Here is a 24,391-nt window from a genome sequence, read left to right on the forward strand (position 1 = left end):
TTGTCACGGGTCCGGCAACATCACTTTGATTCATGTCAATATCTGACTGCCTAAAGGTTGCGCCAGATCATCGCAGGCACGATGCTGGCATATCATATTGTCAATGCAATACCAAAACAGGAGAACGACGCATGGCTTACAAATCCATCTGCACCTTCCTTGCCTCTGACACAGATGCTGTGGCGCAGCTTGATTCGGCGGCAAGCCTTGCCGCGCGGCTGGACGCGCATCTGGACGTGAGTTGCCTTGGCATTGATACGACGCAAAGTGTGGGCTTCTACGCTGGCGCCCCTGCGATCATTTATCAGGACGCACTCGACAACGCGCAGGCCAGCGCCAATGCCTTGGCCGAAAAGGCAAAAGCCCATCTGAGCGGGGCAAGTATTCGGTGGGGCGTCGATACGGCGGTGCTGACCCTTGGCGGGATCAATTCCTATGTCGGTCTGAAATCGCGTTTCTGCGATCTGGTGCTCTTGCCGCGCCCTTACGGTGAAACGCGCGGCCCGCAAGATGAAATCATCGCCGAAGCCGCCCTGTTCGATGGCGATGCCCCTGTGCTGATCGTGCCAAAGCTGGGGAGAGAGCTGCCAGAGTTCAACAAGATCGTTCTGGCATGGAACCAAAGCGATGAATCCCTGCACGCAGCGCGCGCGGCGCTGCCATTGCTGCAAGATGCCGATCTGGTGAATATCGTCATCATCGACCCGCCCACACATGGGATCGAACGCTCCGATCCGGGCGGGCTGTTGACGCAAATGCTGGCGCGTCATGACGTTGAGCTTGAAGTCTCGGTCATTGCCAAAACATTGCCGCGCATCAGTGATGTGCTGCGCCGACATGCGACGGATCAAGCCGCTGATCTGTTGGTTATCGGGGCATACAGCCACTCGCGGCTGCGTCAGGCCATATTGGGCGGAACCACCCGCAACCTGCTGGAGGAAACCACCCTACTTGTGTTTCTCGCACGCTGATCTGTTGACTACTGACCACGCCGCGCGATTTCTGCCTTAAGCAAGAACAGCGCGTCCCCATGGAACGGTGCCATGAAAGACGGTGCGGCCCGCAGGTCGCGCCGTAAACTTGCCTTGTAATACCAATCAGCATTGATCAGAACTCTTGAGCCCAGTCGCGGGTTCCAATGGAGGTGATTGTGTCGGGCATGCTGACCAATTTGTTCCAAGCCTTGCAGCAATGATCTACGATGTCTTCATAGGTTTCGAAGATGAGGTTTGATAGCCAGTTGTCTCGCATGAATTGCCAGATGTTTTCGACTGGATTGAGTTCTGGGCATTTTGCGGGGATCGGGATGATGGTGATGTTGTCCGGAATGACCAGCTTGTCAGTCATGTGCCATGCGGCTTGATCCACGAGCACAGCCCCATGTGCTTTGGGTGCGACAGTTTGGGAGATTTCAGCAAGATGCAGGGCCATCGCTTCGGTATTGCACGCTGGCAGCACAAGACCTGCAGCTTTCCCGAGGGCTGGGCAAATCGCTCCAAAGATGTAGCTTGAACTCGTGCGCTGATCATGTGGGGCGGAAGGTCGCGTACCGCGCTTCGCCCATCGGCGCGTGATCTTGTTTTTCTGGCCGACACGCGCTTCATCTTGGAACCAGACTTCGATCACAGTGCCTTGCAGGAGCCGTGCGCGGAGCTTTGCTACTGCGGCTGCAAACCCTTTTTTTTAAAGTCCTCCAGTGCGGCTGTATCTTGCGCGTGATGGCGCGGGCGTGCTGTGAGTTTGACATAACCAAGCGCCCTGAGTTCCCGGCTTATCGACGTCTCGTGAAGTGAAATCCCAAATGTGTCTGCAATCCATTTCCTCAGATCACTCAGGCGCCAGCGGACGACCCCATGGACCGATAAGGTCGGACCGCTCTCAACAATTGCAGCAAGCGCCCTGCGCTGCTCATCGTTAAGCTTAGACTGCTGACCAGGAGCTTTGCCGTTGATCAAGCCGTCAGGCCCGCGGGCATTAAACCGCTCCACCCAGTCACGGACAATTTGTAGGCCAACACCACCAATCCGAGCAGCATCGCTGCGCCGACCGCCATCATAGATCTCCGCCAGCGCCAAAAGCCTGCGGGCTTGGTTGGCATCCTTTGTCTTTCGCGCAAGTTCTCTCAACTTCATGCCGTCGTAGTCTGTCCGTAACGCGAGCGCTGCGCCCATAGAGAGGCCCTCCCCAGAAAATCTGACGCCATTGAGTCAGATCTTCATAGATTTGGGAATCCCAAAACCCTCAGAAGAGTCAGATTTCGCGAGACTTGGTATAACTTAGCAAGTCGGGTGTGGTCATTCGCTGTAACCCTTGGGCAAAGCGGCGAAACTGGTGCTGGTCATACACTTGCAGTTCCGGCGGCATCACCTCGGCCCAAGGCACAGCCGTCACGGCTGTCCCCGTGCGCAGATCCGTGGCGACATCCGAGAAAAGGCGTTCTGTATCGAGTTTCTCAAACGCGACCGCCACAAGAAACAGCCCGCAAAAACCCAATGGTGCAACATAACGCCGCGCGCCATGAAGGACGAAGGCGGCCTTGCTTTGTGTCGCGGGTTCGGGGGCGGGGGTGGCAGGTGTCTGCCGGTCACTACTCGCAATCAGATCGTTATAATCCGCGTCCCAATCAAACTGCTTGGATGACGAGATTACCGGAAATGACTGGGATCGGACCTGCGCGCCTGTGTGTTTTCGAGAATGCTTCGTCACGGGCACACCCTCCCACTGCGGGCGGGACAGATAACCTGTTTATGATCACCAGTTTGCAGGGTGGCACACCGCGCCTTTATGGCTGGACAAACCGGTGTCCTATGGATGAACTGAATACGCATGCCCGCTTCCTTTGGGTTAAACACGGCGGCATGCGGCACGAAAAAGCGCGGCACACCGTCAGGTCATAATCCAATGGGGAAAGGACAATATCTGGCCCAAAACATGGCCATTCGGGGGCGCGGTGCAATGCACGGCGAAACGCACCTGTCGGCGCGCCGGGCGTCAGACCAAAAACCCACCATCCGAGTCGTCGCCGGTTTCTTCCAGCAGGCGGTCAAAATCCGGAATGACGATCTGGCGTTTGCCTTCGGTCTTGATCAGACCTTCCTTGCGCAGCGCCGACACCTGACGGCTGACGGTTTCCAGCGTCAGGCCCAGATATTCGGACATCGCCTCGCGCGTCAGCGGCAGGTCAAAGCGCAATTCACCATCGGCTGCGTTCAACTGCAAAGACGCATCCCGCCGCGCGATAATGCAGATCAGGCTGGCAATCTTTTCCCGCGCTGTCTTGCGGCCCAAAAGCAGCATCCATTCGCGCGCGGCATCCAGTTCATCCAGCGTCATTTCCAGCAGGCGCTGGCCAACATGCGGTGTGCGTAACATCAGATCTTCAAACGGTTTCTTGCGAAAACAACACATGACCAGATCCGTCGCAGCGGTCACATCATAGGCAGATGTCTCGCGCCCCGGACGCCCTGCAAAGTCAGACGGCAGCAACAGGCCAACCATCTGGCGGCGTCCGTCTTCCATTGTCTGGCTGAGTGTTGCGATCCCGGTCACGACCGAGGCCACAAAATCCATTTTATCCCCCGCCCAGACAACGGTCTGACCCGCCTCGAAGCTGCGGTAGTACTTGATCTGCTCCAACAAACTCAGTTCATCAGCCTCACATCTTGCACAGACGGCACGATGACGAATCGGGCAATCATTGCATTCCTGCGAAAAGGGTTGAATTTTTTGGCTGGTTCGAGTCATTTGATTTGATCTGCATCAAAGTGTTTCTAGATATCCGGATTTAAACTTAACCTTATGTCGCATCTAAAGCAACTTTCAGAGTTAGGTTTGTTTGACGCTCGTGTGCCGCGGTACACAAGCTATCCGACCGCTCCTCAGTTCTCCTCTGACCTGTCAGCGGGAACTTTCGCAAGCTGGGTTCAACAAATCCAGCCAGGAAGCGCAATATCGCTTTACCTACATGTGCCCTTCTGCCGCAGGCTGTGCTGGTTCTGCGCCTGCCGGACACAAGGTACAAGTACGGATGCGCCCGTTCTGGCCTATGCCCAGTCACTCAAAACAGAGTTAGAGCTGTTTCGCAAGCTCTTGCCCGAAGGTGTGCGCCTGTCGCGCCTGCATTGGGGGGGCGGCACGCCCACCATGTTGCCGCCCAACGCCATGCGCGCGCTGGCAGCACAGGTGTTTGACATTGCGCCCCTTGCCGAAGGGGGCGAATTCTCGGTCGAGATTGACCCGAATGAAATAGATGAGGCCCGCCTTGATGCGCTGGCCGAAGCGGGGCTGACGCGCGCCTCTATTGGTGTGCAGGATTTCGACCCCGAAATTCAGGGCATCATCGGGCGCGACCAAAGCTTCGAGATCACCAAATCCACCGCCGATGCGATCCGCGCGCGCGGGATCAAAAGCCTGAACGCAGATATCCTGTATGGACTGCCCAATCAGACGCAGCGGCGCATGTCCGATTCCGTGCAAAAGCTGATGTCGCTGAACCCGGACCGTATTGCCCTATATGGCTATGCGCATGTGCCTTGGATGGCCCGGCGGCAGCAAATGATTCCGTCGGACACATTGCCGCGCCCCGAAGAACGGCTGGACCTGTTCGAGACGGCCCGCCGCCTGCTGCTGTGGGACGGATATGACGAAATCGGCATCGACCATTTCGCCCGCCCGCATGATGGCCTGTCCAAAGCGGCCAGCGAAGGCAAGCTGCGGCGCAATTTTCAAGGCTACACCGATGATACATCGCCAGTGCTGGTCGGGCTGGGCGCATCTTCCATCTCGCGCTTTCCGCAAGGGTTCGCGCAAAACGCGCCCGCAACGGCCGCATGGAAAAAAAGCATCGAAGCCGGCGAATTTGCGACCAGCCGCGGCCATGCCTTCAGCCATGACGATATCTGGCGAGGGCGCGCGATCGAGGCGTTGATGTGCGATTTCCGGCTGTCACGCGCGGAACTGATCGACAGCTATGGCGCAGACGCCGCCACACTGGACACGCTGCTGGATCAGACGATGCTGCGCTTTGGTCAATTCGTGAAGCGCAACCCGGACGGGCTGGAAATCACCCTTGAGGGCCGCCCCCTGACCCGGATGATTGCCACATTGTTTGATGAATACGCGATGGACAAGGCAGGCCACAGCTCTGCCGTCTGACGCGCCGCGCCACTCTACCCCGCCTGTTCCACAAAGCGAATCTGGCGGGGCAGACAAATCCGGTGCAGATCGTGATTGTCGATGATCGTGCGGCGTGCGCGTGCGCGCAGCGGTTGAAACCGCTCGGGCCGCTCTAATGCGTAGATCAAAGCATCCGACCACCCCTCGACATCGAAGAAATCAACCAGACAGCCATTCTCGCCATCGGTGATAACCTCTTCCACCGGCCCGGTGCGCGAGGCGACCACCAAAGCGCCAAGGCTCATCGCTTCAAGCATCGACCATGACAGCACAAAGGGCACGGTCAGATAGGCATGTGCCCTGCTGATCTGCATGAGCGTGACAAAATCTCGATACGGTACGCGACCCAGAAAATGCACGCGGCTCATATCCAGCCGGTCGCGCACTTCATTCACGAACACATCGCGCCAACTGCCCTGTTCGGGGCCACTGGAATAGCTGGCACCATCACTGCCGAGGATGACAACCTGCGCCTCTGGCCGCGCATCCAGCACATCCGGCAACGCCCGCATAAAGATATGAGAGCCGCGATAGGGTTCTATGTTGCGGGCCACATAGGTCAGCACCTCGTCACCCGCATGCAACATGCGACCATTGGGCAAACGGTACTGCGCGTGGGGATCGGGGCAAAGCGCGTCTGTGTCTATGCCGTCATGGGTAATGGTGATCTTGCTGCGAAACTCCGGCGGAAAGCTGTCGGCCTGCCATTCTGTGGGTGACAGTGCCGCATCCGCCTGCACCATCGACAGGGCCAGATGCGCCTGACGCGCTGTAACCGACATGCGCACTGGCAGGGTCAGTTTGCTGAATTCAGGGTCAAAACCCACATCCAGCCCTTCGGTCGCATAGAAAAATTCCGCATAGACCAACAGGCGGGCCTGTGGCCAGACCTCGCGCAGGAACAGTGTCTCGCCCCAGCCGCAATGGCCAAAAATGACATCGGGCACATAGCCCAGCGTGTCGCGCATCTGGGCCGCGGCAAGCGCCACACGGTGGGCGCGGTCGGTCATGGCGGTGAATGTCGTACCCAGCCGCGCCTGCCTTGGGTCAGGTTCCGCCACGGGCATGGGGTAGCGATAGGTCTGGATCGGCGTTTTCTGCTGGTTCTTCTCAGAGGTGAGGGCCGCCACCTTATACCCGCGCGCCAGCAACGCAGGGGCAAGATGCTTGAACTGGCCGGGAAAGTTCTGATGAATGAAAAGTATATTCAAGAACTGCCCCTTTGCGCGCGTCAGGCGGCCCCGATGGCCGTAATATCGAATGCGGCAGCCAGCAGTTGGCGCGTATAGTCGCTTTTCGGGGCCTGAAACACCTGATCGCTGTGACCCGCCTCGACCACATCGCCCTGTTTCATGACAATCACCTTATGCGATAAGGCGCGCACCACGCGCAGGTCATGGCTGATGAACAGATAGGCCAACCCGTGGCGGCGCTGAAGCGTGCGCAGCAATTCCACGATCTGCACCTGCACTGTCATGTCCAGCGCCGATGTCGGCTCGTCCAGAACCACCAGCTTGGGGCGCAGGATCATGGCGCGCGCAATGGCGATACGCTGGCGCTGCCCGCCCGAGAATTCATGCGGGTAGCGTTCCATCGTCATCGGGTCCAGACCAACCTCGACCATGATCTCGGCCACCAGTTCGCGCTGCGATTTGCCCACAGGTACACCATGCACGCCCAGCCCCTCGGCGATGATCTGTTCCACGGTCATGCGCGGTGACAGGCTGCCGAACGGGTCTTGAAACACAATCTGCAAATGCCGACGCAGGTTGCGCAGATCGCGCGACTTGCGGCCCTGAATATCCGCCCCGTTAAACCAGATCGGCCCATTGCTGGAAATCAGCCGCAAAATAGCCAGCGCCAGCGTTGTTTTGCCAGACCCCGACTCGCCCACAATTCCCACCGTTTCACCTGCGCGCAACGTCAGGCTTGCCGCATTCACCGCTTTCACATGGCCCACGGTGCGGCGCAGGAACCCGCGCTGTATTGGAAACCAGATGCGCAACGCGTCCGTGCGCAAGATTTCCTGCGCGCCCGCAGGCACGGGGTCCGGCTGGCCGGTCGATTCCGCTGCCAGCAGCTTTTGCGTATAAGGGTGCTGGGGCGCATCGAAGATTTCGTTCGTTGGTCCCTGCTCGACAATCTCGCCGCCCTGCATGACGCAGACACGGTCCGCAAGGCGGCGCACGATGTGCAGGTCATGGGTGATGAACAACAGGCTCATCCCCTCGTCGCGTTTCAGATCGACCAGCAATTCCAGAATCTGCGCCTGAATGGTGACGTCCAGCGCTGTGGTCGGTTCATCCGCCACCAGCAATTCCGGCCCGTTTGCCAGTGCCATTGCGATCATGATCCGCTGACGCTGCCCGCCCGACAACTGATGCGGATAGGCGTTCATCCGTGTTTCAGCGTCACGAATGCCCACCTTGTCCATCAGTTCCAACACCCGCTTGCGCGCACTTGCCCCGCCAAGCCCCTGATGCAAGGCAAGGCTTTCGGTGATTTGCTTTTCGATTGTATGCAACGGGTTGAGCGAGGTCATCGGCTCTTGAAAGATGAAGCTGATGTCATTGCCGCGCACTTCGCGCAGGGTCTTATCCGTGGCCCCGATCAGCTCTTGCCCTTTGAACTGGACCGAACCAGCCACCTGCGCCGAATCCGGCAACAGCCCGACAGTGGACAGCGCACTGACCGATTTGCCAGACCCGGATTCGCCCACCAGTGCGACAGTTTCGCCCTTCTCGACATGGAAGGACACGCCGCGCACGGCGCGCACCTCGCGCCCTTCCTGTAGGAAGGTGACGGACAGGTCTTTCACATCCAGAACGCGGCTCATGAGAAGGTCTTTCTGGGGTCGAACGCATCACGCACACCCTCAAAGATGAACACCAGCAGCGACAGCATGATCGCAAAGGTGAAAAACGCCGAAAAGCCCAGCCACGGCGCTTGCAGGTTGTTCTTGGCCTGTAGCGTCATTTCCCCAAGCGAAGGCGCAGAGGAGGGCAGACCGAAGCCCAAGAAATCCAGCGCAGCGAGCGAGCCGATGACCCCCGTGATGATGAAGGGCAGGAATGTCAGCGTGGCCACCATCGCATTGGGCAGCACATGGCGGAACATGATTTTGGCGTTTGAGACACCCAGCGCCCGCGCGGCGCGCACATATTCAAAATTGCGCGCGCGCAAGAATTCAGCGCGCACCACACCCACAAGCCCTGTCCAGCCGAATAACGTCATCAGGAACACCAGCAACCAGAAATTCATCACGAACATCGACGACAGAATAATGATGACATACAGCGACGGCACCGAATTCCACAACTCGATCACGCGCTGGAACAACAGGTCCAGCACACCGCCAAAGAACCCCTGCACCGCACCCGCCGCAATCCCGATCACCGAGGTTAGCGCCGTGACAATCAGCGCGAAGGTGATCGACAATCGAAACCCGTAGATGATGCGCGCCAGAACATCGCGCGCTGTGTCATCCGTGCCAAGCAGATGCCGGTCATCGGGGGGCGACGGGGCCGCACGGCCAATATCGTTGATCGTGTTGTAACTGTAGGGGATCAGCGGCCAGACCATCCAGCCCGCCTCTATCTCTGCGCCATCGACAATGCCGGTTTCTGCCTGCAACATCGCCTCAGTCGGGTCATCAAGGCACAACTCCGCGCCGCCTGTGCGGATCAGGCAGCGCACTTCGGGGTCACGGTACGATGCCTCGGTCCTGAAATCGCCGCCAAAGGTCGTCTCGGCGTAGAAGTTATGGATCGGGAAATACAACTCACCACGGAAATTGATCACCACGGGCCGGTCATTGGCGATATATTCCGCAAACAGCGACAGGCCGTATAGCAGCCCCAGAATAATCAGCGACCAGAACGCCCGCCGGTTCGCCCTGAAGTTTTTCCAACGGCGGCGGTTCAGCGCAGAAATGGTGATCCCGAAACGCTTTTTCGGCTCCGGCATACCGGTTGTCACGGCCTCATCTGGCACTTGCTCGGGGCGGGGCGGGGTGACGAATGTGTCGACGCGTTGATCCATGGCTCAGGTCTCCCGCGTCTCGAAGTCGATACGCGGGTCGATCCAGACATACATCAGGTCTGAAATCAGCCCCACCACAAGCCCGATGATCCCGAACACAAACAACGTGCCGAACATCACCGGATAATCGCGCGCCACTGTCGCCTCGAACGCCAGACGGCCCAGACCATCCAGCGAGAAGATCGTCTCGATAATCAACGACCCACCGAAGAACACGCCCACAAACACCGCCGGAAAACCCGCGATCACGATCAGCATCGCATTGCGGAACACATGACCATAGAGAACCTTTTTCTCTGCCAGCCCCTTGGCGCGGGCGGTAATCACATATTGCTTGCGGATTTCATCGAGGAAGCTGTTCTTGGTCAGCAAGGTCAGCGTTGCAAAGGCCGAAATGGTCGACGCGATCACCGGCAGCGTGATGTGCCACAGATAATCCAGCACCTTGCCGATGGGGCTTAGCTGGTCCCACACCTCTTGCGGGGACGTCAGACCGCGCGCCGGGAATATCTGCCAATATGACCCGCCCGCGAACAGCACCAGCAGCAGGATTGCGAACAAAAACCCAGGAATGGCATAGGCCACGATAATCAGACCAGAAGTGAAGGTGTCAAAGCGCGACCCGTCGCGCACCGCCTTGCGAATGCCCAGCGGGATCGAGACAGCATAGGCGATCAGCGTGGACCACAGGCCCAGCGTGATCGACACAGGCAGTTTCTCGATCACCAGATCAATCACCGAGATCGAGCGGAAATAGCTGTCGCCAAAGTCAAACCGCATATAATTCCACATCATATGCAAAAAGCGTTCCACCGGCGGCTTGTCGAAGCCGAATTCCCGTTCCAGCTGCGCAATGAATTCAGGCGGCAAGCCCCGCGCGCCCTGATAGCGCTCATTCTCGACCGCGCCGACATTCACATCGGCCGCGCCCCCGTCAAAGGCCCCGAAAACATTGCCTTGCCCTTCCATCTGGGCAATCACCTGCTCGATCGGGCCACCGGGCACGAATTGCACCAGAAAGAAATTGATGACCATCACCCCCAGCAATGTGGGGATGATCAAAGCCAGACGTCGCGCGATATAAGCGCCCATGATTTACCTCAGTGCGCCGGCAGCGCGCAATTCTGCCGCACGTTCTGCATCAAACCACCAGAAATCCATCTCTCCGGTCGAGAAGGGCGGGGTTTCTTCGGGACGCTGGAAAATATCCCAATGCGCGATCCAGACTGTGTCATTGTACCAACCGGGGATCATGAAATGCTCATACCGCAAAACGCGGTCCAATGCCATCAGTGCAGCGTCGCGCGTCTCGGGGTCGGGCGCATCCAGCGACAGGTCAATCACCTTGTCCACCAACTCGCTGCGCAGCCCGGCAGGGTTGAACACATCATCTGCCGCATCTGACCCGAAACGCTGGTGCAGGCCGGTGCCTGTATCCATGAATGCCGTGTACTGATCGAAGATCATGTCATAGTCGCGGTTGCGGCGACGGTCAGTGTGCTGCGCGGGGTCAATGCGCTGGAAACGCGCATCAATGCCCAGCCCTTGCAGGTTCTGGGTGAATGTTTCGATGATCGAGTCCATCGTGGCGGACCCTGCCGAGGAAACGGGAATTTCAATGGTCATCCGCTCGCCCGCTGCATTGCGCAACAGACCGGAATCGTCAACTTCCCACCCAGCTTCTGCCAACAACGCTCCTGCCGCACGAATATTGCGCCGGTCAGTCAGGCGCGCGGGGTCAGAGGCATGGGGCGAGCGCGCAGGCTCGGTCAATATCTCTTCCGGGACCAGATCGCCTAGGGATTGCAACAATTCCAACTCCAGCCCCTCAGGTGGGCCATCGGCCTGAAAGCGTGTGCCCTGCGAGTAAGAGGCGCGCTGCTGGAACAGGCCATATTGCAGCGTGTCATTCGTCCATTCAAAGTTGAACGCCAGCGAGATTGCCTCGCGCACGCGCTTGTCCTGTAGGAAATCGCGGCCCAGATTGAACACGAAACCGGTGGGGGTGGGTGGAAAACCGGTGGGCAATTCATCGCGCACCACATGGCCGCGATTGAGGGCGGGGAAATCATAGCCGGTGGCCCATTGGCGCGAATTATTCTCGGCACGGAAGGTGTATTCGCCGGTCTTGAAAGCCTCGAACGCGGCGGCCCCATCGGCAAAATACTCGATACGGATTTCATCGAAATTGTGACGGCCACGGTTTTGCGGCAGATCATTGGCCCAGTAATCGGGGTTGCGGCGATAGGTGATGCGGCGGTTCACCTCGTACCCGTGCAGCATGTAAGGGCCGGAGCCGGGCGAAATTTCCATGCGCGATTCGTCCAGCCGCGCACCGGTTTCCTCATACCACGCTTGCGAAAACACCGGTGTGCCGCCGACCTGATCAATCAGTGAGCGGCGCGAGATGCCATCGGCAAAGGTGAATTTCACCGTGTGATCGTCCAGCGCCTCGGCATCCAGCACCCGCGCGCCAACACCCTGCGCATAGGACGGCAGGCCCTGCTCTAGAAACAGGTTATGCGAAAACACCACATCATGCGCGGTCAGGGGCGTACCATCCGAAAAGCGCGCCTCTGGGCGCATGTGAAAGATGACCCATTCCTTGGTTTCAGGATACTCGACCGTATGCGCCAACAGCCCGTAGGCTTCGCCATAAACGTCGGCGGGCACAAGGCCACCGCCCATCGGCTCGGACGATTCCAGCAGGCTTTCATAGATGGCGGATGACAACAACCCTGCCCGCCCACGCCGCGTAAACGGGTTCATGGAATCAAACGTGCCCTGCGCCGAGATCGAAATGGACCCGCCCTTGGGCGCATCGGGGTTCACGTAGGAGAAATGCTCAAACCCCTCTGGATAACTGAGATCGCCATAGAAAGAGTACCCATGCGCTCGGATCAGATCGTCGTCCGTTTCACTGAAAACGGGGCTGGCGATCAACGCTGCAATCAACAGACCTGCCGCAGCCAGTGGCATACGCAGATGACTGACAGGGAAAGTCACGGGTCTTGCTATGGACTCGCGGGGCATTGGCAACTCCTCCTGTTATGGCCCGAAGTGGATTGGGCCTTTATCTCTTTATTTCGTGTTTGTGCGGCGCTGTCGATACATGCGCAAGTGTTTCGCACGTGGGACAAGGTAATTTGATTGCGCATGATGAAAAGAAAACAGGCCGCCCGTTACGCGGGCGGCCTGCAAAAAACAGCGATTCTGAAAAGATCAGCTTTCGCTTTCGATATAGGCAATCAGGTTCGCGCGATCTTCAGCACTGGGCATACCGCGATAGCTCATTGATGTGCCGGGCGTCAAAGCGTTGGGGTTCAGCAGGAACTCGGACAGCACTTCCGGTGTCCAGGCATCGCCTGCCTGCGACAGGGCGCCGGAATAGTTGAACCCGTCAACAGCGGCAATCTCTCTGTTCACCACACCGTGCAGATAGGGGCCAACACCGTTGCGCCCTTCTTCCAGCGCATGACATGCGCGGCATTGCGACCACAGGCGCGACCCGGCAGACGCATCAGCAATCTCGTAAGCTTCTTCAAAGCTCAGTTCGGCCACCGGCTCTGCGTCATCGGCATCATCTGCGCCGGTGTCGATGATGAAGGCCTGCTCCGCGCCTGCGTTGCCTGGCACATACAGCCCCGAGGCCGCCCAGTTGCCGAGAAGGAAAATCAGCAATGCACCACAAAATGCGGCGACCGCTTTGGTGAGGACCATCGTGTCAAACATATCGCAATCCCGTAATTCAGCGCGTTTCGATGTATGTATCCGCTTCCCCTTACAGGTTTCAAGCGATAGTTACCGCGACGAAATGCCCAATTGGGCGAATTTCTGATTTGTGAGCGGAAACATGACTGGCAAGATTGCATTTCAAGGTGAACCGGGCGCGTATTCACACGAGGCCTGCCGCCTGAAGCACCCCGACATGGAGGCTGTGCCCTGCCGCACATTTGAGGATGTCTTCGATCAGGTTCGCGCGCATCAGGCCGATCTGGCCATGCTGCCGATAGAAAACTCGACCTTCGGACGGGTTGCCGATATTCACCATCTGCTGCCCGATAGCGGACTGCATATTCTGGACGAAGCCTTTGTGCGGGTGCATATCAACCTGCTGGCCCTGCCGGGGGTCAAACTGTCAGAAATCAGCCATGCCATGAGCCACACCATGTTGCTGGGCCAGTGCCGCGCCTTTCTGAAAGAGCACGAAATTCACCGCGTCACCGGGGCAGACACCGCAGGATCGGCCCGCGAAGTCGCCCAGCGGGGCGAGCCGACTTTGGCCGCGCTGGCCTCGGAGCTGGCGGGCGAGATTTACGGGCTGGACGTGCTGGCGCGCCATATCGAAGATGAGGGCACCAACACCACGCGGTTTCTGGTGATGGGGCGCAAACCTGATGAGAGCAGGCGGGGCGATCACGGGATGATGACCAGCTTTTTGTTCCGCGTGCGCAATATTCCTGCGGCACTCTATAAGGCGATGGGCGGTTTTGCGACCAACGGGGTGAACATGGTGAAGCTGGAAAGCTACATGGTGGACGGCTCTTTCACCGCGACACAATTCTTTGCCGAGATCGAGGGCCACCCGGAAGATGACAATGTCGCCCGCGCGCTGGACGAATTGCGGTATTTCACATCCTATTTGCGCATACTTGGCACCTATCCCGCTGACCCTGCGCGAAAATAAGGGAAGTTGACCAGACTTGGAGGGCTGCCGCCCTCCAAACCACCCGCCTCAAGGGGGGCGCGCCCCCCTTGAGAAACCCTGCGAGTATTTTTGCCAAGAAAATGCGGATCAGCCCATCATAGCCAGAACTTTGGCCAAGGCGGGCCGCTCGCGCATCCGCGCCAGATAGGCCGAAAGGCGGGGTTCATGGATCGGGAATTTCGCCACACCTGCCCAGATGCCACAATGTGTCAGGATGATATCCGGCACGGTCATCTGCTGGCCCATAAGATAAGGCCCCTCGCCCATTCGGTGAACAAGGGTTTTCTGGCTGTTGGTAAATTCCCAGATCAGCGAATCCTTGATTGCGGATTGGCGCATTGCCTCGGGCAGAAGAAAGCTGTGCCGCGCCGCCATCCAGAGGGCTGCATCAAATTCATCCAGCAGGAATTGCGTCAGGCTGTCCTGACGGGCCCGGTCCAGTGTTCCGGCAGCGAATGTCAGGCTGCCATGTTTATCGGCCAGATACTGGATGATGGCCGTCGAATCGGTGATCGGCGTGCCGTTCTCGATCAGCACAGGCACTTTTCCCGCCGGGTTAAAGCTGACCACCCCTTCGGATTGCGGGGCGGCTGGAACATGCTCGTATTGCGCGCCCAGTTCTTCAAGCATCCAGAGCACACGCGTCGCACGCGAATTGGCACGGCCGATGACGGTATACATGACCCCTCCGGTGTTTTAGCGCCGCACCAGCATTGCCAGCCGGATCAGCGCGCGTTCCATCACGGCCATGCTGGGCGCGTTCGAGGCCGAGCGCAAGGTCAGATCGGCCTCGATCAATTCGGTCAGGGCGCGTTCCAGCCGTGGCAGCCCCCAACTCTGCGCCTGCCCCAGCAACCGGTCGCGGCGGGGGCCGAAGATGGGCGGGCGCAGGCGCTGAATGCCGGCGGAAGGGCCACCGGGATGGCAACTCATCGCGTGCAGGCTGCGAAAATGGCGCATCGCCATGATCGCAAGCGTCACCGCCTGCACGCCTTGCGCTTGCAGCCGCACCAGAAGCGGGCCGATCAGGGCAGATTGCCCTTCGGCCACCGCGTGCAGCAGGTCATCGACCACAGCCTCGGTGCTGGACGGGGCCACGGCTGCGATATCTTCGGGGCATAGCGGGGTTGGGTCGCCATGTTTATAGAGCGCGATCTTTTCCAGCGTCTGGCGGAAATCGCCCGGATCAAGCGCGCGCGACAGTGCAACAAGGTCGCGCATCGCATCCGTGTCGATCTGTGTCAGCCCGGCCTTGTGCAAAGCGGCCTCGATCTCTTCGCGCGAGGGGGGGTCATCATAGAGAGCCACTGCACCTGCCTGCTTTGCCCCCTCGAACAATTTGCGCAGCTTTGATGTGGCTTTCAACGCGCCAGCGGTCACGACAAGCTGCGCGTCGCCCGCGCGCCAGTCTTTCACAGCGCCTGCCACAGCGTCATGTGCAATATCGGTGGCATCTTCGATCAGCACAACGCGCGGGCCGGGAAAAAAGCCCTGCGCCTTGACCGCATCCAGCAAGGCAGCCCCGCCCCGGCGCAGATCGGACGCGGGCATGCGGTCCAGCCGCATTTCCGTCTCGCCTTGCGGGCCGATCATGGCGGCGACCAGTTCCTGACGTTTCAGGGCCACACGCATCGCGTCCTGCCCATAAATCAGAACTCCGGCAAGCTGGGGGTCGGGCTTGGCAATCAGCCGGGCCAGATCACGGGCGTTGAATTTCATTCCGCCAGTGCCGCGATCAGCCGTGCAACGACCTGATCGGCCAGAATACGCATCAGCCGCGCTTCGGCATCTTCTTCTGCGCGGCGGGTGGCCAACTGGGTGTCCGTGGTCGAGAAATTGGTGAAATTGCGCAGACTGCCTTTGGTCACTTGCGTATCTGTGGCCCTGTCGGTCAGCTCATAGCTCACGGTGCCAAACAAGGTGACCCGCGTCTCGCCCAAGCCTGCGACCCGCGCGGCCCCGCGCTCGGATGTGGAAATACTGTAGCTTAGATCGAAGCGCGGCGCAGTTGGCCGGCCCAGTCGCGCCTCCAGCTGCGCCACGAAATCGAAATCGCGCGGGCGCACCGGGTCTGCGACACGCACCTGACCGCGCAAGGCCTGCCCCGACCCGCCGGGCGCATAGGCCGGGCTAAAGCCACATCCCAGCGCGAAAGGCACTGCCGCAAAGGACAAAAGCAGGGTTCTGCGATCAGACAACGACATTCACAATGCGTCCCGGCACAACGATCAGCTTTCGTGGCACACCACCTGCCAAAGCCTTGATCACAGCATCATCCGCCAGCGCCAGTTTTTCAACCTCTTCCTTGCTGATATCTGCCGGAACCTCGATCTCGGAGCGGCGCTTGCCATTGATCTGGATCGGCAGAATTACAGTGTCGCGCACCAGCATGGCCGGGTCGGCCTGTGGCCAGGGCGCTTGCGCAACCAGACCTTCGCCGCCTTGGCGCGCCCAGATATCTTCGGCCAGATGCGGCACCATTGGCGACATCAGTTGCGCCAACGTGCGCATTGCGGTGTGCTGTGCCACGCCGCTGGCCTTCGATTTGCTCAGCGTGTTGGTGAAGGCATAGAGTTCCGCAATCGCCTTGTTAAAGGCGAAATTCTCGATTGCCTTGGTCACATCGGCAATGGCGCGGTGCATGGCGCGCAGCAGATCGGTGTCAGCTTCGGTGGCGCTGCCGTCCTCCATCCCAGCGATTCGGTCTGACAACTGCCACACGCGCGACAGGTGCTTGAAGGCCGCCTCGGCCCCGGCACTTGTCCATTCCACATCGCGTTCGGGCGGGCTGTCGGACAGCACAAACCACCGCGCTGTGTCGGCACCGAAGGCTTGAATGATATTGACGGGATCGACCACGTTTTTCTTGGATTTCGACATTTTGGCCGAAGGGATGATGCGCACCGCCTCGCCTGTGGCCTTCAGCTTTCCATCCTCGACATCTTCGGGCAGGTGATAGACCGCGCGGCCCTTGGCGTCTTGGGTCTGGTAAATCTCATGCGTCACCATCCCTTGCGTGAACAGCGCATTGAACGGCTCGGACGCGCTCTCAGGCAGGTGCCCCGTCTTGACCATCGCGCGGGCGAAAAACCGCGAATAGAGCAAGTGCAGGATCGCGTGTTCAATGCCGCCAATATACTGGTCCACATTCATCCAATAGGCGGCATCTTCGGCATTCGTGGGCGTGTCGGCATGGGGCGAGGTGAAGCGCGCGTAATACCATGACGAATCCACAAAGGTGTCCATCGTGTCGGTTTCGCGCCGTGCGGGGGCGCCGCATTTGGGGCAGGTGCAGTCGCGCCAGCTTGGGTGGCGGTCCAGCGGGTTGCCGGGGACGCTGAAATCAATCGGTGTGCCATCTTCGTCATAGGGCAATGCGACAGGCAGGTTTGCTTTCTTCTCCGGCACGACGCCGCACGCAGCGCAATGCACCACCGGAATCGGACAACCCCAATAGCGCTGGCGCGACAGGCCCCAGTCGCGCAGGCGGTAATTCGTCACCCCCTGCCCGACCCCGCGCGATTCGCAAAAGGCAATCGCGGCGTCCACAGCATCCGCGCCGGTCTGCACGTCGTCGCCCGCAAAGCCGCGAATATAGCGCACGACCTCGGTCTTGGGGGGCACAAAGGCGACCGTATCCACCGGCGCCTCATCTTCGAGGGCGACAAACACATCCGGGTGCGGCAAGCCATATTTGCGGGCGAAATCCAGATCGCGCTGGTCATGGGCGGGGCAGCCGAAAATCGCACCGGTGCCGTAATCCATCAGGATGAAATTGGCGATATAAACCGGCAATTCCCAATCATTATCAAACGGATGGCGCACACGGATGCCGGTGTCATAGCCGCGCTTCTCCGCCTTTTCCAATGCCTCTTCGGTGGTGCCGATCTTGCGGCACTCGGCCACAAACTCCGCCACCGCCCCGTCATGGCGCTCCAGATGGCGCGCAAGCGGGTGATCGGGCGAGATGCCCACGAACGACGCGCCCAGCAGCGTGTCGGGCCGCGTGGTATAGACGTCGATCCCGTCAAACCCCTCGGGCGCATCCACCGCCCCGAAGGCAAATTGCAGCCCGCGCGACTGGCCGATCCAGTTGCGTTGCATCAGGCGCACTTTTTCGGGCCAATGCTCCAACCCGTCCAGCGCGCTCAACAACTCTTCACTATAGTCGGAAATCTTGAAGAACCATTGCGTCAGCTCGCGCCGCTCTACTTCCGCGCCCGACCGCCAGCCTTTGCCGTCAATCACCTGCTCATTGGCCAGCACGGTCATATCGACCGGGTCCCAGTTCACGACCGCATTCTTGCGGTACACCAGCCCCGCTTCCAGCATGTCGATAAACATGGCCTGTTGCTGGCCGTAATATTCGGGGTCGCAGGTGGCAAATTCGCGGGTCCAGTCAATCGACAGGCCCAAAGGCTTCATCTGGTCGCGCATGATGGCAATATTGCCATAGGTCCAGTCCTTGGGGTGGCCGCCCTGCTCCATCGCGGCATTCTCGGCGGGCATCCCAAAGGCGTCCCAGCCCATCGGGTGCAGCACCGAAAACCCTGCCGCCGATTTATAGCGCGCCACCACATCGCCCATCGTGTAATTGCGCACATGCCCCATATGTATCCGCCCCGAGGGGTAGGGGAACATTTCCAACACATAATACTTCTCGCGCGCGGGATCGCGCCGCGCGGTAAAGGCATTTGCCTGATCCCACGCCTTTTGCCATTTCTCTTCAATGGCTTGCGGGGTGTAGCGCGCGTCATTCTGGCTGGACATGGTGTTTCCTGTGGCTGGGCAATTAAAAAAGCCGGGCGCGACCGGCCCGGCATCTTTAGCGTTCTGTCAGACCAAGGTCCAGATCACAGGCCGCGGTCACGTATCCTGAGTTGCCGCGCGCGTGTCAGGATCGCATCCTCTACCGCGCGAATCGTCTCGCGGTCGGCAGGCCCGCTAGAGGTCATCAGCGCCACATTCAGCGACCGTGCGTCCAGCGCGGGGTCATTGATCAGGATCGCGGCACGATACGCGCGCCCGCCGCCCGGTGGTGTGCCAAAGCCTGTGACAACCACACCAGAGAAAGGATCAACCGACTGGATCGGCAAAAAGTCCAGAATCTCAAGCGAAGCATTCCACAAATACTTGTTCACTTCCACAGTCACGCCGGGGGGCTGCGCGTTCGAGAACAGATCCCACACAGTTGACTGGCGGGTGGTGCCTTCTCTGACACGCTCTTGCGCGTGGATATCCGCCGCAGCTTCGCGCGACCGCTCGCCACCTTGGAAGAAGTTGCCAAACCCGCCGCCGCCGCAGCCCGCAAGAACAAATGTCAGGCCCAAAACGGTGCTTATGCGCGCAGCACTTTTGTAATTCATTGCTACCATCCCTTATAGACGCGGTATTACCTCTAACTTGTTCACTGCTTTCCGACAAGAGTGTAGCATGCATTGCTGTAATCATCGGTGCAGGGGCCAGAGTTTCGCGCATGAGAGAGGCGTTCAGAGTGGGGGCTGACAGCATGGCGTGACAATTCTGCACCATATATTGGCTGTTGCAACGGGGTGGATTCGCTTTGTCTTGAAAACTTCCGCTGAAAAGATGAAACAGGCTCAGACCTCGCCGAAACTGGTGAGGCGAGGAAACACCTTAGATAACGAGGGAAAAAAGATGAAAAAGATTCTTCTTGCTACCACAGCTCTGGTCGCATCGGCAGGCGTCGCAGCAGCAGACGTGACACTGTCCGGTGACGGTCGCATGGGCATTACTTATGATAGCGCGGCAGACAGCAACTCGCGCTTGGCTTTCACAAACCGTGCTCGCGTCACATTCTCACTTTCCGGCGAAACTGATTCGGGCATGGCATTTGGTGGTTCGTTCCGCGCAGACAATGCTTCCGGCGCCGCTGCTGGCACAGCCGGTCACGTATTCATCTCCGGTGAGTTCGGTCGTCTGCGTATGGGCGATGTTGACAGCGCGTTTCAAGCACTGTTCGGCAACATCGGCGGTGTTGGCTTGACCGGATTGGGCGATCTGAACGAACTGGACCACAGCACAAGCGGTGGTGCGTTCTCCCTCGGCTCCGCGCTGACAGCTTCGCAGCTAGGTCTGGTGAATGGTTGGGCTTTTGGTGCAACCAACGGTGTTTCTTCGGTTGACGACTTTAGCGTGTTCGTCACACCAAGCTTAGCAAGCAGCTTGTTCACTTACACTCCTCCAAGCGCAGCCACAAATCCTGATACTTATATCGGGAGCATTGCTGATATTGTTGACGCTTTTGATAATGTGTTCAATCAAGCAGGCGGCGGAGTATCGGGCTTTGTTTTTGACAATGATTTCGACGCGACAACGTTCCTGACTTCTCTTGAGAATAACGGCGCTCAAATGCTTGACTCGGATGGCAACATTACAAACGTAGCAAATGGTGACGCGGCTTCGATCCGCGTGCCGGGCTTTGCCGCTGGCGTCTTCGCTCAGTCCGTTACCAATGAAGCTGTATTTGCTGGTTTTGGCTTTGACTCAACCGACCCTGCACCGGGTGGTGGTCAAGATCAAATCGCTGCACTGTTCGGTGTTGATGACTTCGGTGATATGTTCTTCGGTGGGATTGATTGGGAAGCCTCAGCGTCACTTAATACTCCAGCAATCGACAGCCGTGTTTTGTTTGATTACTCGATCGAAGGTTTCAGCTTCGCTCTGGGCTACTCACAAACCGGTCCGCATCAGGCTGGCAGCATCGCAGCTGCATACACCTTTGATGGGCTGACAGTTTCGGCTGGTTACGGGCAAGCACGCTGGCGCGACGCTTACACCGCTAGCTTCACAGCATCAGCACCGATCCAGCCTGGTATTTCTGCTTCTCTGGGCAACTCAGCCACAGCGACACTGGCAACTGTGACCGAAGATGCTAAAGCACGTGACTGGAATGTCGGCGTCAAGTATGACATCGATGCGCTGTCGATGGCTGCTGTATATCAGGACAAGCGTTTCAGCGTTGGCGGAACACAGATCGACAAGCACCGCACAATGGGCGCAAGTGTTGGCTACACAATGGACGCGATCGGCGTTTCGGCTTTCGCAACACAAACCAAATCTGATCTAGCTCCTCAAGATGCTCGCGCATACGGTCTCGGCGCAAGCTACAATCTGGGTGGCGGTGCACACATCCGCGGCGGCGTTGTAAACAGCCGTGGGTTCACAGGCAGCAGCTCCACAACTGGTGACTTGGGTCTGGCATTCACATTCTGATCTAACTCAGATTACGATACTGAAAGAGCGGGCATTTGCCCGCTCTTTTGCTGTGAACGACAACGATACGGGCAGAACATGACACGCACAGCAACATGGATCACAGCGGCACTCACAACACTGCTGCTGTCGGGCTGTGGCACAGCATCAGGTTTGGCTGAAGGCACAGGCAGAGTGTTTGAAGGTGTTGGCGAAGACTTTAGAAGCTTAGGTGGTGCGATCAGGCGTTGAGGCGTCAAGCACAGCTTCAATATCATTTCCAGCGCAGCTCAACTGCTGACATAGATCACTGCGCAGCTTGAACACTTGACGCTGTCGCTGCTGCTGGTTGCGTTGACTTTGGATATGCTGCTGTAGCCAAGTATTGTGACGCTCAAGCTTGCGCAACGCACGCAGTTCAGCACGCACACAGCTGCGCATTACACCAGCTCCACAGCACGCGACAGCAGCGCTTCGTTGACTGTGATATAGCGTTGCGTTGTTGAGATGTGTCTATGTCCGGCTAATGCTGCCAGCAAATGAACAGCAACACCTTGATCAGCTAAGCGTGTAATGAATGTCTTCCTGCCGCTGTGTGAGCTACAACCGCGCAAACCGCAGCTTCCGTATATATCCAGAAACAGCTGGCTCATTGTGTTTGCCGAAAAAGCACGACCATAGCGTGTTGCGAACAGCGGCGCTGTTGTGCTGCTATGTGCGAACAGCGTCCAATACTGTTTCAATGCGCGCTGTAGCTCAGTGTTGATGTATACCGTGCGTTTGCTGTGACCTTTGGTCTGCGCAACAGCAAGGGTCGTGTTGCTGCGGGGTTGAGTTATTGTCAAATCTGGTGTTTGGGGCTTGTCATGCGGCGGCCTGATCCGGGGTTGATGGCTTGACGCCGTTGATGAAATCGACGCCTTCGATGACGTCAGCGAGGTGGGCGAAGCCGCGCAGTCTGCGCCAGCTTGTTTCTGCGCATTTGGCGAGCTTGAACATCATATGCAGCATGCCGTGACGGGTCAGGCATCCCTTTGCGCGCTTGGTGCGATGACGGATGGTGGCGAAGGTGCTTTCAATGGGATTGGTGGTGCGGATGCTCTGCCAGTGCTGGGCGGGGAAGTCATAGAAGGTGAGCAGCTCCTCCCGGTCCTTAATCAGGCAATTTGCGGCCTTGGGATATTTCGGCTCATAGGTCTCGATGAACAGATCAAAGGCGGCCTCGGCGTCTTTCTTCGTCTCGGCCTGCCAGATGTCATGCAGCATTTTCTTGGCCTTGGGTTGCGAGCGTTTGGGCAGGCAATTGAGCACATTGGCCGTCTTGTGAACCCAGCATCGCTGCTGGCGGGTTGCCGGGAAAATCTCTTCCAGCGCGGCCCAGAACCCCATGGCACCGTCGCCGATGGCCAGCTTCGGCGTCTTGAGACCCCGCGCCTTGAGCGCAAGCAGCACCTCCCGCCAGCTTTGCGTGGATTCGCGCACACCATCCTCGATGGCGAGGAAGTGCTTTTCGCCACGAGCATTTACCCCGATCACGACCAGCGCACAGAGCCTGTCCTCGGCCGCGCGCAGCCCGCTATAGATGCCATCAACCCAGAGATAGACCCAGTCGTCACGGCTCAGATCGGTCTTGCACCAGTCACCGTATTCAGCGGCCCATTTCGTCTTGAGGCGCGCCACAGTATTGGCAGAGAAACCGGTGGCGTCCGGGCCGAGCAGAGCTTTCAGCGCGCCATCCATCTCTCCGGTCGAAATGCCCTTGAGGTATAGCCAGGGCAGTGCCGCCTCCAGCGACTTTGCCTTGCGCACATAGGGCGGGACCAGCGCAGAATGGAAGGTGACGGGATTGCCTGTCTTCGAGCGCACCTTGGGAACCTTCACCGTGACAGGCCCGATGCCAGTCTGCACGGCCCGCTCCGGATGATGGCCGTTGCGGACAACCGCAGCATGGCCATCGGCTGTCTTCCGGTCCTGAAATTGGGCCATGAAAGTTTCAAGCTCAGCCTCAACCGCAGATTGCAGCAATTCCCGCGCGCCCTTGCGCAGAAGTTCCGTCAATGGGTCCGAGATCGCATCTCGACCGGCAAATTCAACAATGTTACTCTCGTCCATGGTGGTGCGTCCTCTTCGGTTGGCGGGTTGTGTCGCAACGACAATCCAACCAGATGCACCGCCAGCTTTCAAATCCTCAAAACACCAGATTCAGTCATAGCTCTGCGGGGTTTGCCTTGTGCGTCATACACATCAGCAATCGTCAGCCCAGCCAGTTCACACGCGCGCAATCCAGCAAGCACGCTAAACAGCACCAGTGTTTTATCGCGTGTGCTGTGTTGCCGTGTTTTACACTGTGCCAGCACCAGCTTCAGCTCTTGTTCAGTCAGTGTTCGTGCTCCAGCCATTGTCTCTCTCACAAAATCCCACAATCACAGTGTATGGTCTGAGGCTGGTGGTGAACTACCGGAAATTATAAACACCATAAGTTCAATGATCACAGCAGCTTAGTTCAGTCTCTCAGCTAATACTTATTTTATGAGGCTGGCGACTGGTGGCAAAATTTGGCAGCAGGCGTGGTTCAGCTGTGCTGATTTTTGCGTGTTCAGTTTTGACGAGGTTTTTTGCTGTTGTTGATAAATAACTGTGTAAGGCACATCAGGTGCGACAGGCAGAAAAAGCGAAATATGGGTAGGCACTGCGAGACCGAATAAGGCGCGGACTGAGGCACTGAGTGACACGATGACTAAGGCAATGGCGGGCACGGCAACTGAGGCACAGCACAGGCACAAACAAACGAGATTAAAGCTGGCACGCTGACTGTAATAGTGCTGCGAACCCGTTCTGATGTGAAACGGTAAGCAAATGGATTGCTCGTTATCTGCTTCAATCAACTACCTCATCGTCTGGTGAGATGCCTAAAGCTATAGAGACATAAATGTTCAGTCTGCCCTTAGCTTTGATTGTCGTAATGGTGTGCGGTTAATAGAGCTGCGCTGACGTGTTCAGTGCTGCTCGCAAGTGAGATGGATGACAACCTTGTTTTAAACAAGAACCATCAACGCATAAGAGTGCCTGGCTGTATGGGTCTTATGCGTGCGTTTGATATGCTGGTAATAGAGATGAAAGCAAAACCTGCTCTTCCTTAAATGGTTCAGTAATACAGTCTGACAGCGACGCGAAAGCGACTGCGTGTTTGGATCGACGCCGAAACGGGCGTTGATCTGACTGCTCATCGAAAGTCGTTAAAAGATTAAATCA

The 24,391-nt window shown here is 58.1% G+C and carries 22 protein-coding genes; 4 read left to right on the plus strand and 18 right to left on the minus strand.

Translation table 11 applies throughout. The features are described from left to right. Positions 1–131 precede the first annotated feature (131 nt). Positions 132–971, plus strand: a complete 840-nt coding sequence (locus BD293_RS14230; RefSeq protein WP_142082748.1) for a universal stress protein — start codon at positions 132–134, stop codon at positions 969–971. Between the two features lie 136 nt (positions 972–1,107). On the opposite strand, the gene BD293_RS14235 is transcribed toward BD293_RS14230, so the two are convergent. The 3 genes from BD293_RS14235 to fnrL form a co-directional block, all read right to left on the minus strand. Further along, positions 1,108–2,171 (minus strand): IS630 family transposase gene (locus tag BD293_RS14235; protein WP_142079576.1). Its coding sequence is split into 2 segments (ribosomal slippage): positions 1,108–1,683 and positions 1,686–2,171, totalling 1,062 coding nucleotides; the frame shifts between segments, so codons are not numbered across the junction. 79 nt (positions 2,172–2,250) lie between these two features. Beyond that, positions 2,251–2,706, minus strand: coding sequence for a hypothetical protein (locus BD293_RS14240; RefSeq protein WP_142082750.1), 456 nt, complete (start codon positions 2,704–2,706; stop codon positions 2,251–2,253). A gap of 285 nt (positions 2,707–2,991) precedes the next feature. Beyond that, positions 2,992–3,744 (minus strand): transcriptional regulator FnrL, encoded by a 753-nt coding sequence (gene fnrL, locus BD293_RS14245; RefSeq protein ID WP_142082752.1) that lies wholly within the window; start codon positions 3,742–3,744, stop codon positions 2,992–2,994. Positions 3,745–3,798: 54 nt separating this feature from the next. On the opposite strand from fnrL, the gene hemN reads away from it, so the two are divergent. After that, a complete protein-coding gene (gene hemN / locus BD293_RS14250; RefSeq protein WP_142082754.1) occupies positions 3,799–5,154 on the plus strand; it encodes an oxygen-independent coproporphyrinogen III oxidase in 1,356 nt (451 codons plus the stop codon). A 14-nt stretch (positions 5,155–5,168) separates the two neighbouring features. Here hemN and BD293_RS14255 read toward each other — a convergent pair whose 3' ends face one another. From BD293_RS14255 to BD293_RS14280, 6 genes are all read right to left on the minus strand, one after another. Next, positions 5,169–6,386, minus strand: a complete 1,218-nt coding sequence (locus BD293_RS14255; protein WP_142082756.1) for a glycosyltransferase — start codon at positions 6,384–6,386, stop codon at positions 5,169–5,171. A gap of 20 nt (positions 6,387–6,406) precedes the next feature. Further along, positions 6,407–8,011 (minus strand): ABC transporter ATP-binding protein, encoded by a 1,605-nt coding sequence (locus BD293_RS14260; RefSeq protein WP_142082757.1) that lies wholly within the window; start codon positions 8,009–8,011, stop codon positions 6,407–6,409. After that, positions 8,008–9,114 (minus strand): ABC transporter permease subunit, encoded by a 1,107-nt coding sequence (locus BD293_RS14265; protein WP_142084616.1) that lies wholly within the window; start codon positions 9,112–9,114, stop codon positions 8,008–8,010. Before BD293_RS14265 ends, BD293_RS14260 begins: the two co-directional genes overlap by 4 nt. A gap of 105 nt (positions 9,115–9,219) precedes the next feature. After that, positions 9,220–10,308, minus strand: coding sequence for a microcin C ABC transporter permease YejB (locus BD293_RS14270; RefSeq protein WP_142082759.1), 1,089 nt, complete (start codon positions 10,306–10,308; stop codon positions 9,220–9,222). A gap of 3 nt (positions 10,309–10,311) precedes the next feature. Further along, a complete protein-coding gene (locus BD293_RS14275) occupies positions 10,312–12,249 on the minus strand; it encodes an extracellular solute-binding protein (protein ID WP_142082761.1) in 1,938 nt (645 codons plus the stop codon). A gap of 189 nt (positions 12,250–12,438) precedes the next feature. Then, positions 12,439–12,948, minus strand: coding sequence for a c-type cytochrome (locus tag BD293_RS14280; protein ID WP_142082764.1), 510 nt, complete (start codon positions 12,946–12,948; stop codon positions 12,439–12,441). A gap of 121 nt (positions 12,949–13,069) precedes the next feature. Here BD293_RS14280 and BD293_RS14285 point away from each other — a divergent pair, with 121 nt between their 5' ends. Further along, the gene (locus BD293_RS14285) at positions 13,070–13,903 is read left to right on the plus strand and encodes a prephenate dehydratase (RefSeq protein WP_142082766.1); all 834 of its coding nucleotides are present in this window, start codon (positions 13,070–13,072) and stop codon (positions 13,901–13,903) included. Between the two features lie 108 nt (positions 13,904–14,011). Here the strand turns inward: BD293_RS14285 and BD293_RS14290 are convergent, their stop codons facing one another. From BD293_RS14290 to BD293_RS14310, 5 genes are all read right to left on the minus strand, one after another. Beyond that, positions 14,012–14,605, minus strand: a complete 594-nt coding sequence (locus BD293_RS14290; RefSeq protein WP_142082768.1) for a glutathione S-transferase family protein — start codon at positions 14,603–14,605, stop codon at positions 14,012–14,014. Positions 14,606–14,620: 15 nt separating this feature from the next. Then, on the minus strand, positions 14,621–15,643 hold the full coding sequence (gene holA, locus BD293_RS14295; protein WP_142082771.1) for a DNA polymerase III subunit delta: 1,023 nt from the start codon (positions 15,641–15,643) through the stop codon (positions 14,621–14,623). Next, positions 15,640–16,128 carry an LPS assembly lipoprotein LptE gene (gene lptE, locus BD293_RS14300; protein ID WP_142082773.1) on the minus strand — a complete coding sequence of 163 codons (489 nt, stop codon included), beginning with the start codon at positions 16,126–16,128 and terminating at the stop codon, positions 15,640–15,642. The genes holA and lptE overlap by 4 nt, the downstream gene beginning before the upstream one ends. Further along, positions 16,115–18,694: a leucine--tRNA ligase gene (gene leuS, locus BD293_RS14305; protein ID WP_142082775.1), complete on the minus strand. Its 2,580-nt coding sequence runs from the start codon at positions 18,692–18,694 to the stop codon at positions 16,115–16,117. The genes lptE and leuS overlap by 14 nt, the downstream gene beginning before the upstream one ends. Before the next feature lie 83 nt (positions 18,695–18,777). After that, the gene (locus tag BD293_RS14310) at positions 18,778–19,290 is read right to left on the minus strand and encodes a DUF3576 domain-containing protein (RefSeq protein WP_142082778.1); all 513 of its coding nucleotides are present in this window, start codon (positions 19,288–19,290) and stop codon (positions 18,778–18,780) included. A gap of 148 nt (positions 19,291–19,438) precedes the next feature. Here BD293_RS14310 and BD293_RS14315 point away from each other — a divergent pair, with 148 nt between their 5' ends. After that, positions 19,439–21,160: a porin gene (locus BD293_RS14315; RefSeq protein ID WP_142082780.1), complete on the plus strand. Its 1,722-nt coding sequence runs from the start codon at positions 19,439–19,441 to the stop codon at positions 21,158–21,160. A gap of 419 nt (positions 21,161–21,579) precedes the next feature. On the opposite strand, the gene BD293_RS14320 is transcribed toward BD293_RS14315, so the two are convergent. The 4 genes from BD293_RS14320 to BD293_RS14335 form a co-directional block, all read right to left on the minus strand. Then, complete coding sequence (locus BD293_RS14320) at positions 21,580–21,984, minus strand: tyrosine-type recombinase/integrase (RefSeq protein ID WP_246086310.1); 405 nt, start codon at positions 21,982–21,984, stop codon at positions 21,580–21,582. A gap of 19 nt (positions 21,985–22,003) precedes the next feature. Then, complete coding sequence (locus BD293_RS14325) at positions 22,004–23,251, minus strand: IS256 family transposase (protein WP_142082785.1); 1,248 nt, start codon at positions 23,249–23,251, stop codon at positions 22,004–22,006. A gap of 68 nt (positions 23,252–23,319) precedes the next feature. Next, a complete protein-coding gene (locus tag BD293_RS14330) occupies positions 23,320–23,538 on the minus strand; it encodes a tyrosine-type recombinase/integrase (RefSeq protein WP_142082787.1) in 219 nt (72 codons plus the stop codon). 123 nt (positions 23,539–23,661) lie between these two features. After that, entirely contained in the window at positions 23,662–24,024 is a 363-nt protein-coding gene (locus BD293_RS14335) for a hypothetical protein (RefSeq protein ID WP_142082789.1), read from the minus strand. Between the last annotated feature and the right edge of the window lie 367 nt (positions 24,025–24,391).

This window comes from Roseinatronobacter monicus, from assembly GCF_006716865.1.
GTDB classification, from domain to species: domain Bacteria; phylum Pseudomonadota; class Alphaproteobacteria; order Rhodobacterales; family Rhodobacteraceae; genus Roseinatronobacter; species Roseinatronobacter monicus.

Coding starts and splice junctions, on each gene's coding strand:
- holA (WP_142082771.1), bottom strand. CDS start 15,643: ATGAAATTCAACGCCCGTGATCTGGCCCGGCTGATTGCCAAGCCCGAC.
- BD293_RS14330 (WP_142082787.1), bottom strand. CDS start 23,538: ATGGCTGGAGCACGAACACTGACTGAACAAGAGCTGAAGCTGGTGCTG.
- hemN (WP_142082754.1), top strand. CDS start 3,799: ATGTCGCATCTAAAGCAACTTTCAGAGTTAGGTTTGTTTGACGCTCGT.
- lptE (WP_142082773.1), bottom strand. CDS start 16,128: ATGTCGTTGTCTGATCGCAGAACCCTGCTTTTGTCCTTTGCGGCAGTG.
- BD293_RS14270 (WP_142082759.1), bottom strand. CDS start 10,308: ATGGGCGCTTATATCGCGCGACGTCTGGCTTTGATCATCCCCACATTG.
- BD293_RS14275 (WP_142082761.1), bottom strand. CDS start 12,249: ATGCCCCGCGAGTCCATAGCAAGACCCGTGACTTTCCCTGTCAGTCAT.
- BD293_RS14325 (WP_142082785.1), bottom strand. CDS start 23,251: ATGGACGAGAGTAACATTGTTGAATTTGCCGGTCGAGATGCGATCTCG.
- BD293_RS14280 (WP_142082764.1), bottom strand. CDS start 12,948: ATGTTTGACACGATGGTCCTCACCAAAGCGGTCGCCGCATTTTGTGGT.
- BD293_RS14260 (WP_142082757.1), bottom strand. CDS start 8,011: ATGAGCCGCGTTCTGGATGTGAAAGACCTGTCCGTCACCTTCCTACAG.
- BD293_RS14290 (WP_142082768.1), bottom strand. CDS start 14,605: ATGTATACCGTCATCGGCCGTGCCAATTCGCGTGCGACGCGTGTGCTC.
- BD293_RS14230 (WP_142082748.1), top strand. CDS start 132: ATGGCTTACAAATCCATCTGCACCTTCCTTGCCTCTGACACAGATGCT.
- BD293_RS14285 (WP_142082766.1), top strand. CDS start 13,070: ATGACTGGCAAGATTGCATTTCAAGGTGAACCGGGCGCGTATTCACAC.
- leuS (WP_142082775.1), bottom strand. CDS start 18,694: ATGTCCAGCCAGAATGACGCGCGCTACACCCCGCAAGCCATTGAAGAG.
- BD293_RS14310 (WP_142082778.1), bottom strand. CDS start 19,290: ATGAATTACAAAAGTGCTGCGCGCATAAGCACCGTTTTGGGCCTGACA.
- fnrL (WP_142082752.1), bottom strand. CDS start 3,744: ATGACTCGAACCAGCCAAAAAATTCAACCCTTTTCGCAGGAATGCAAT.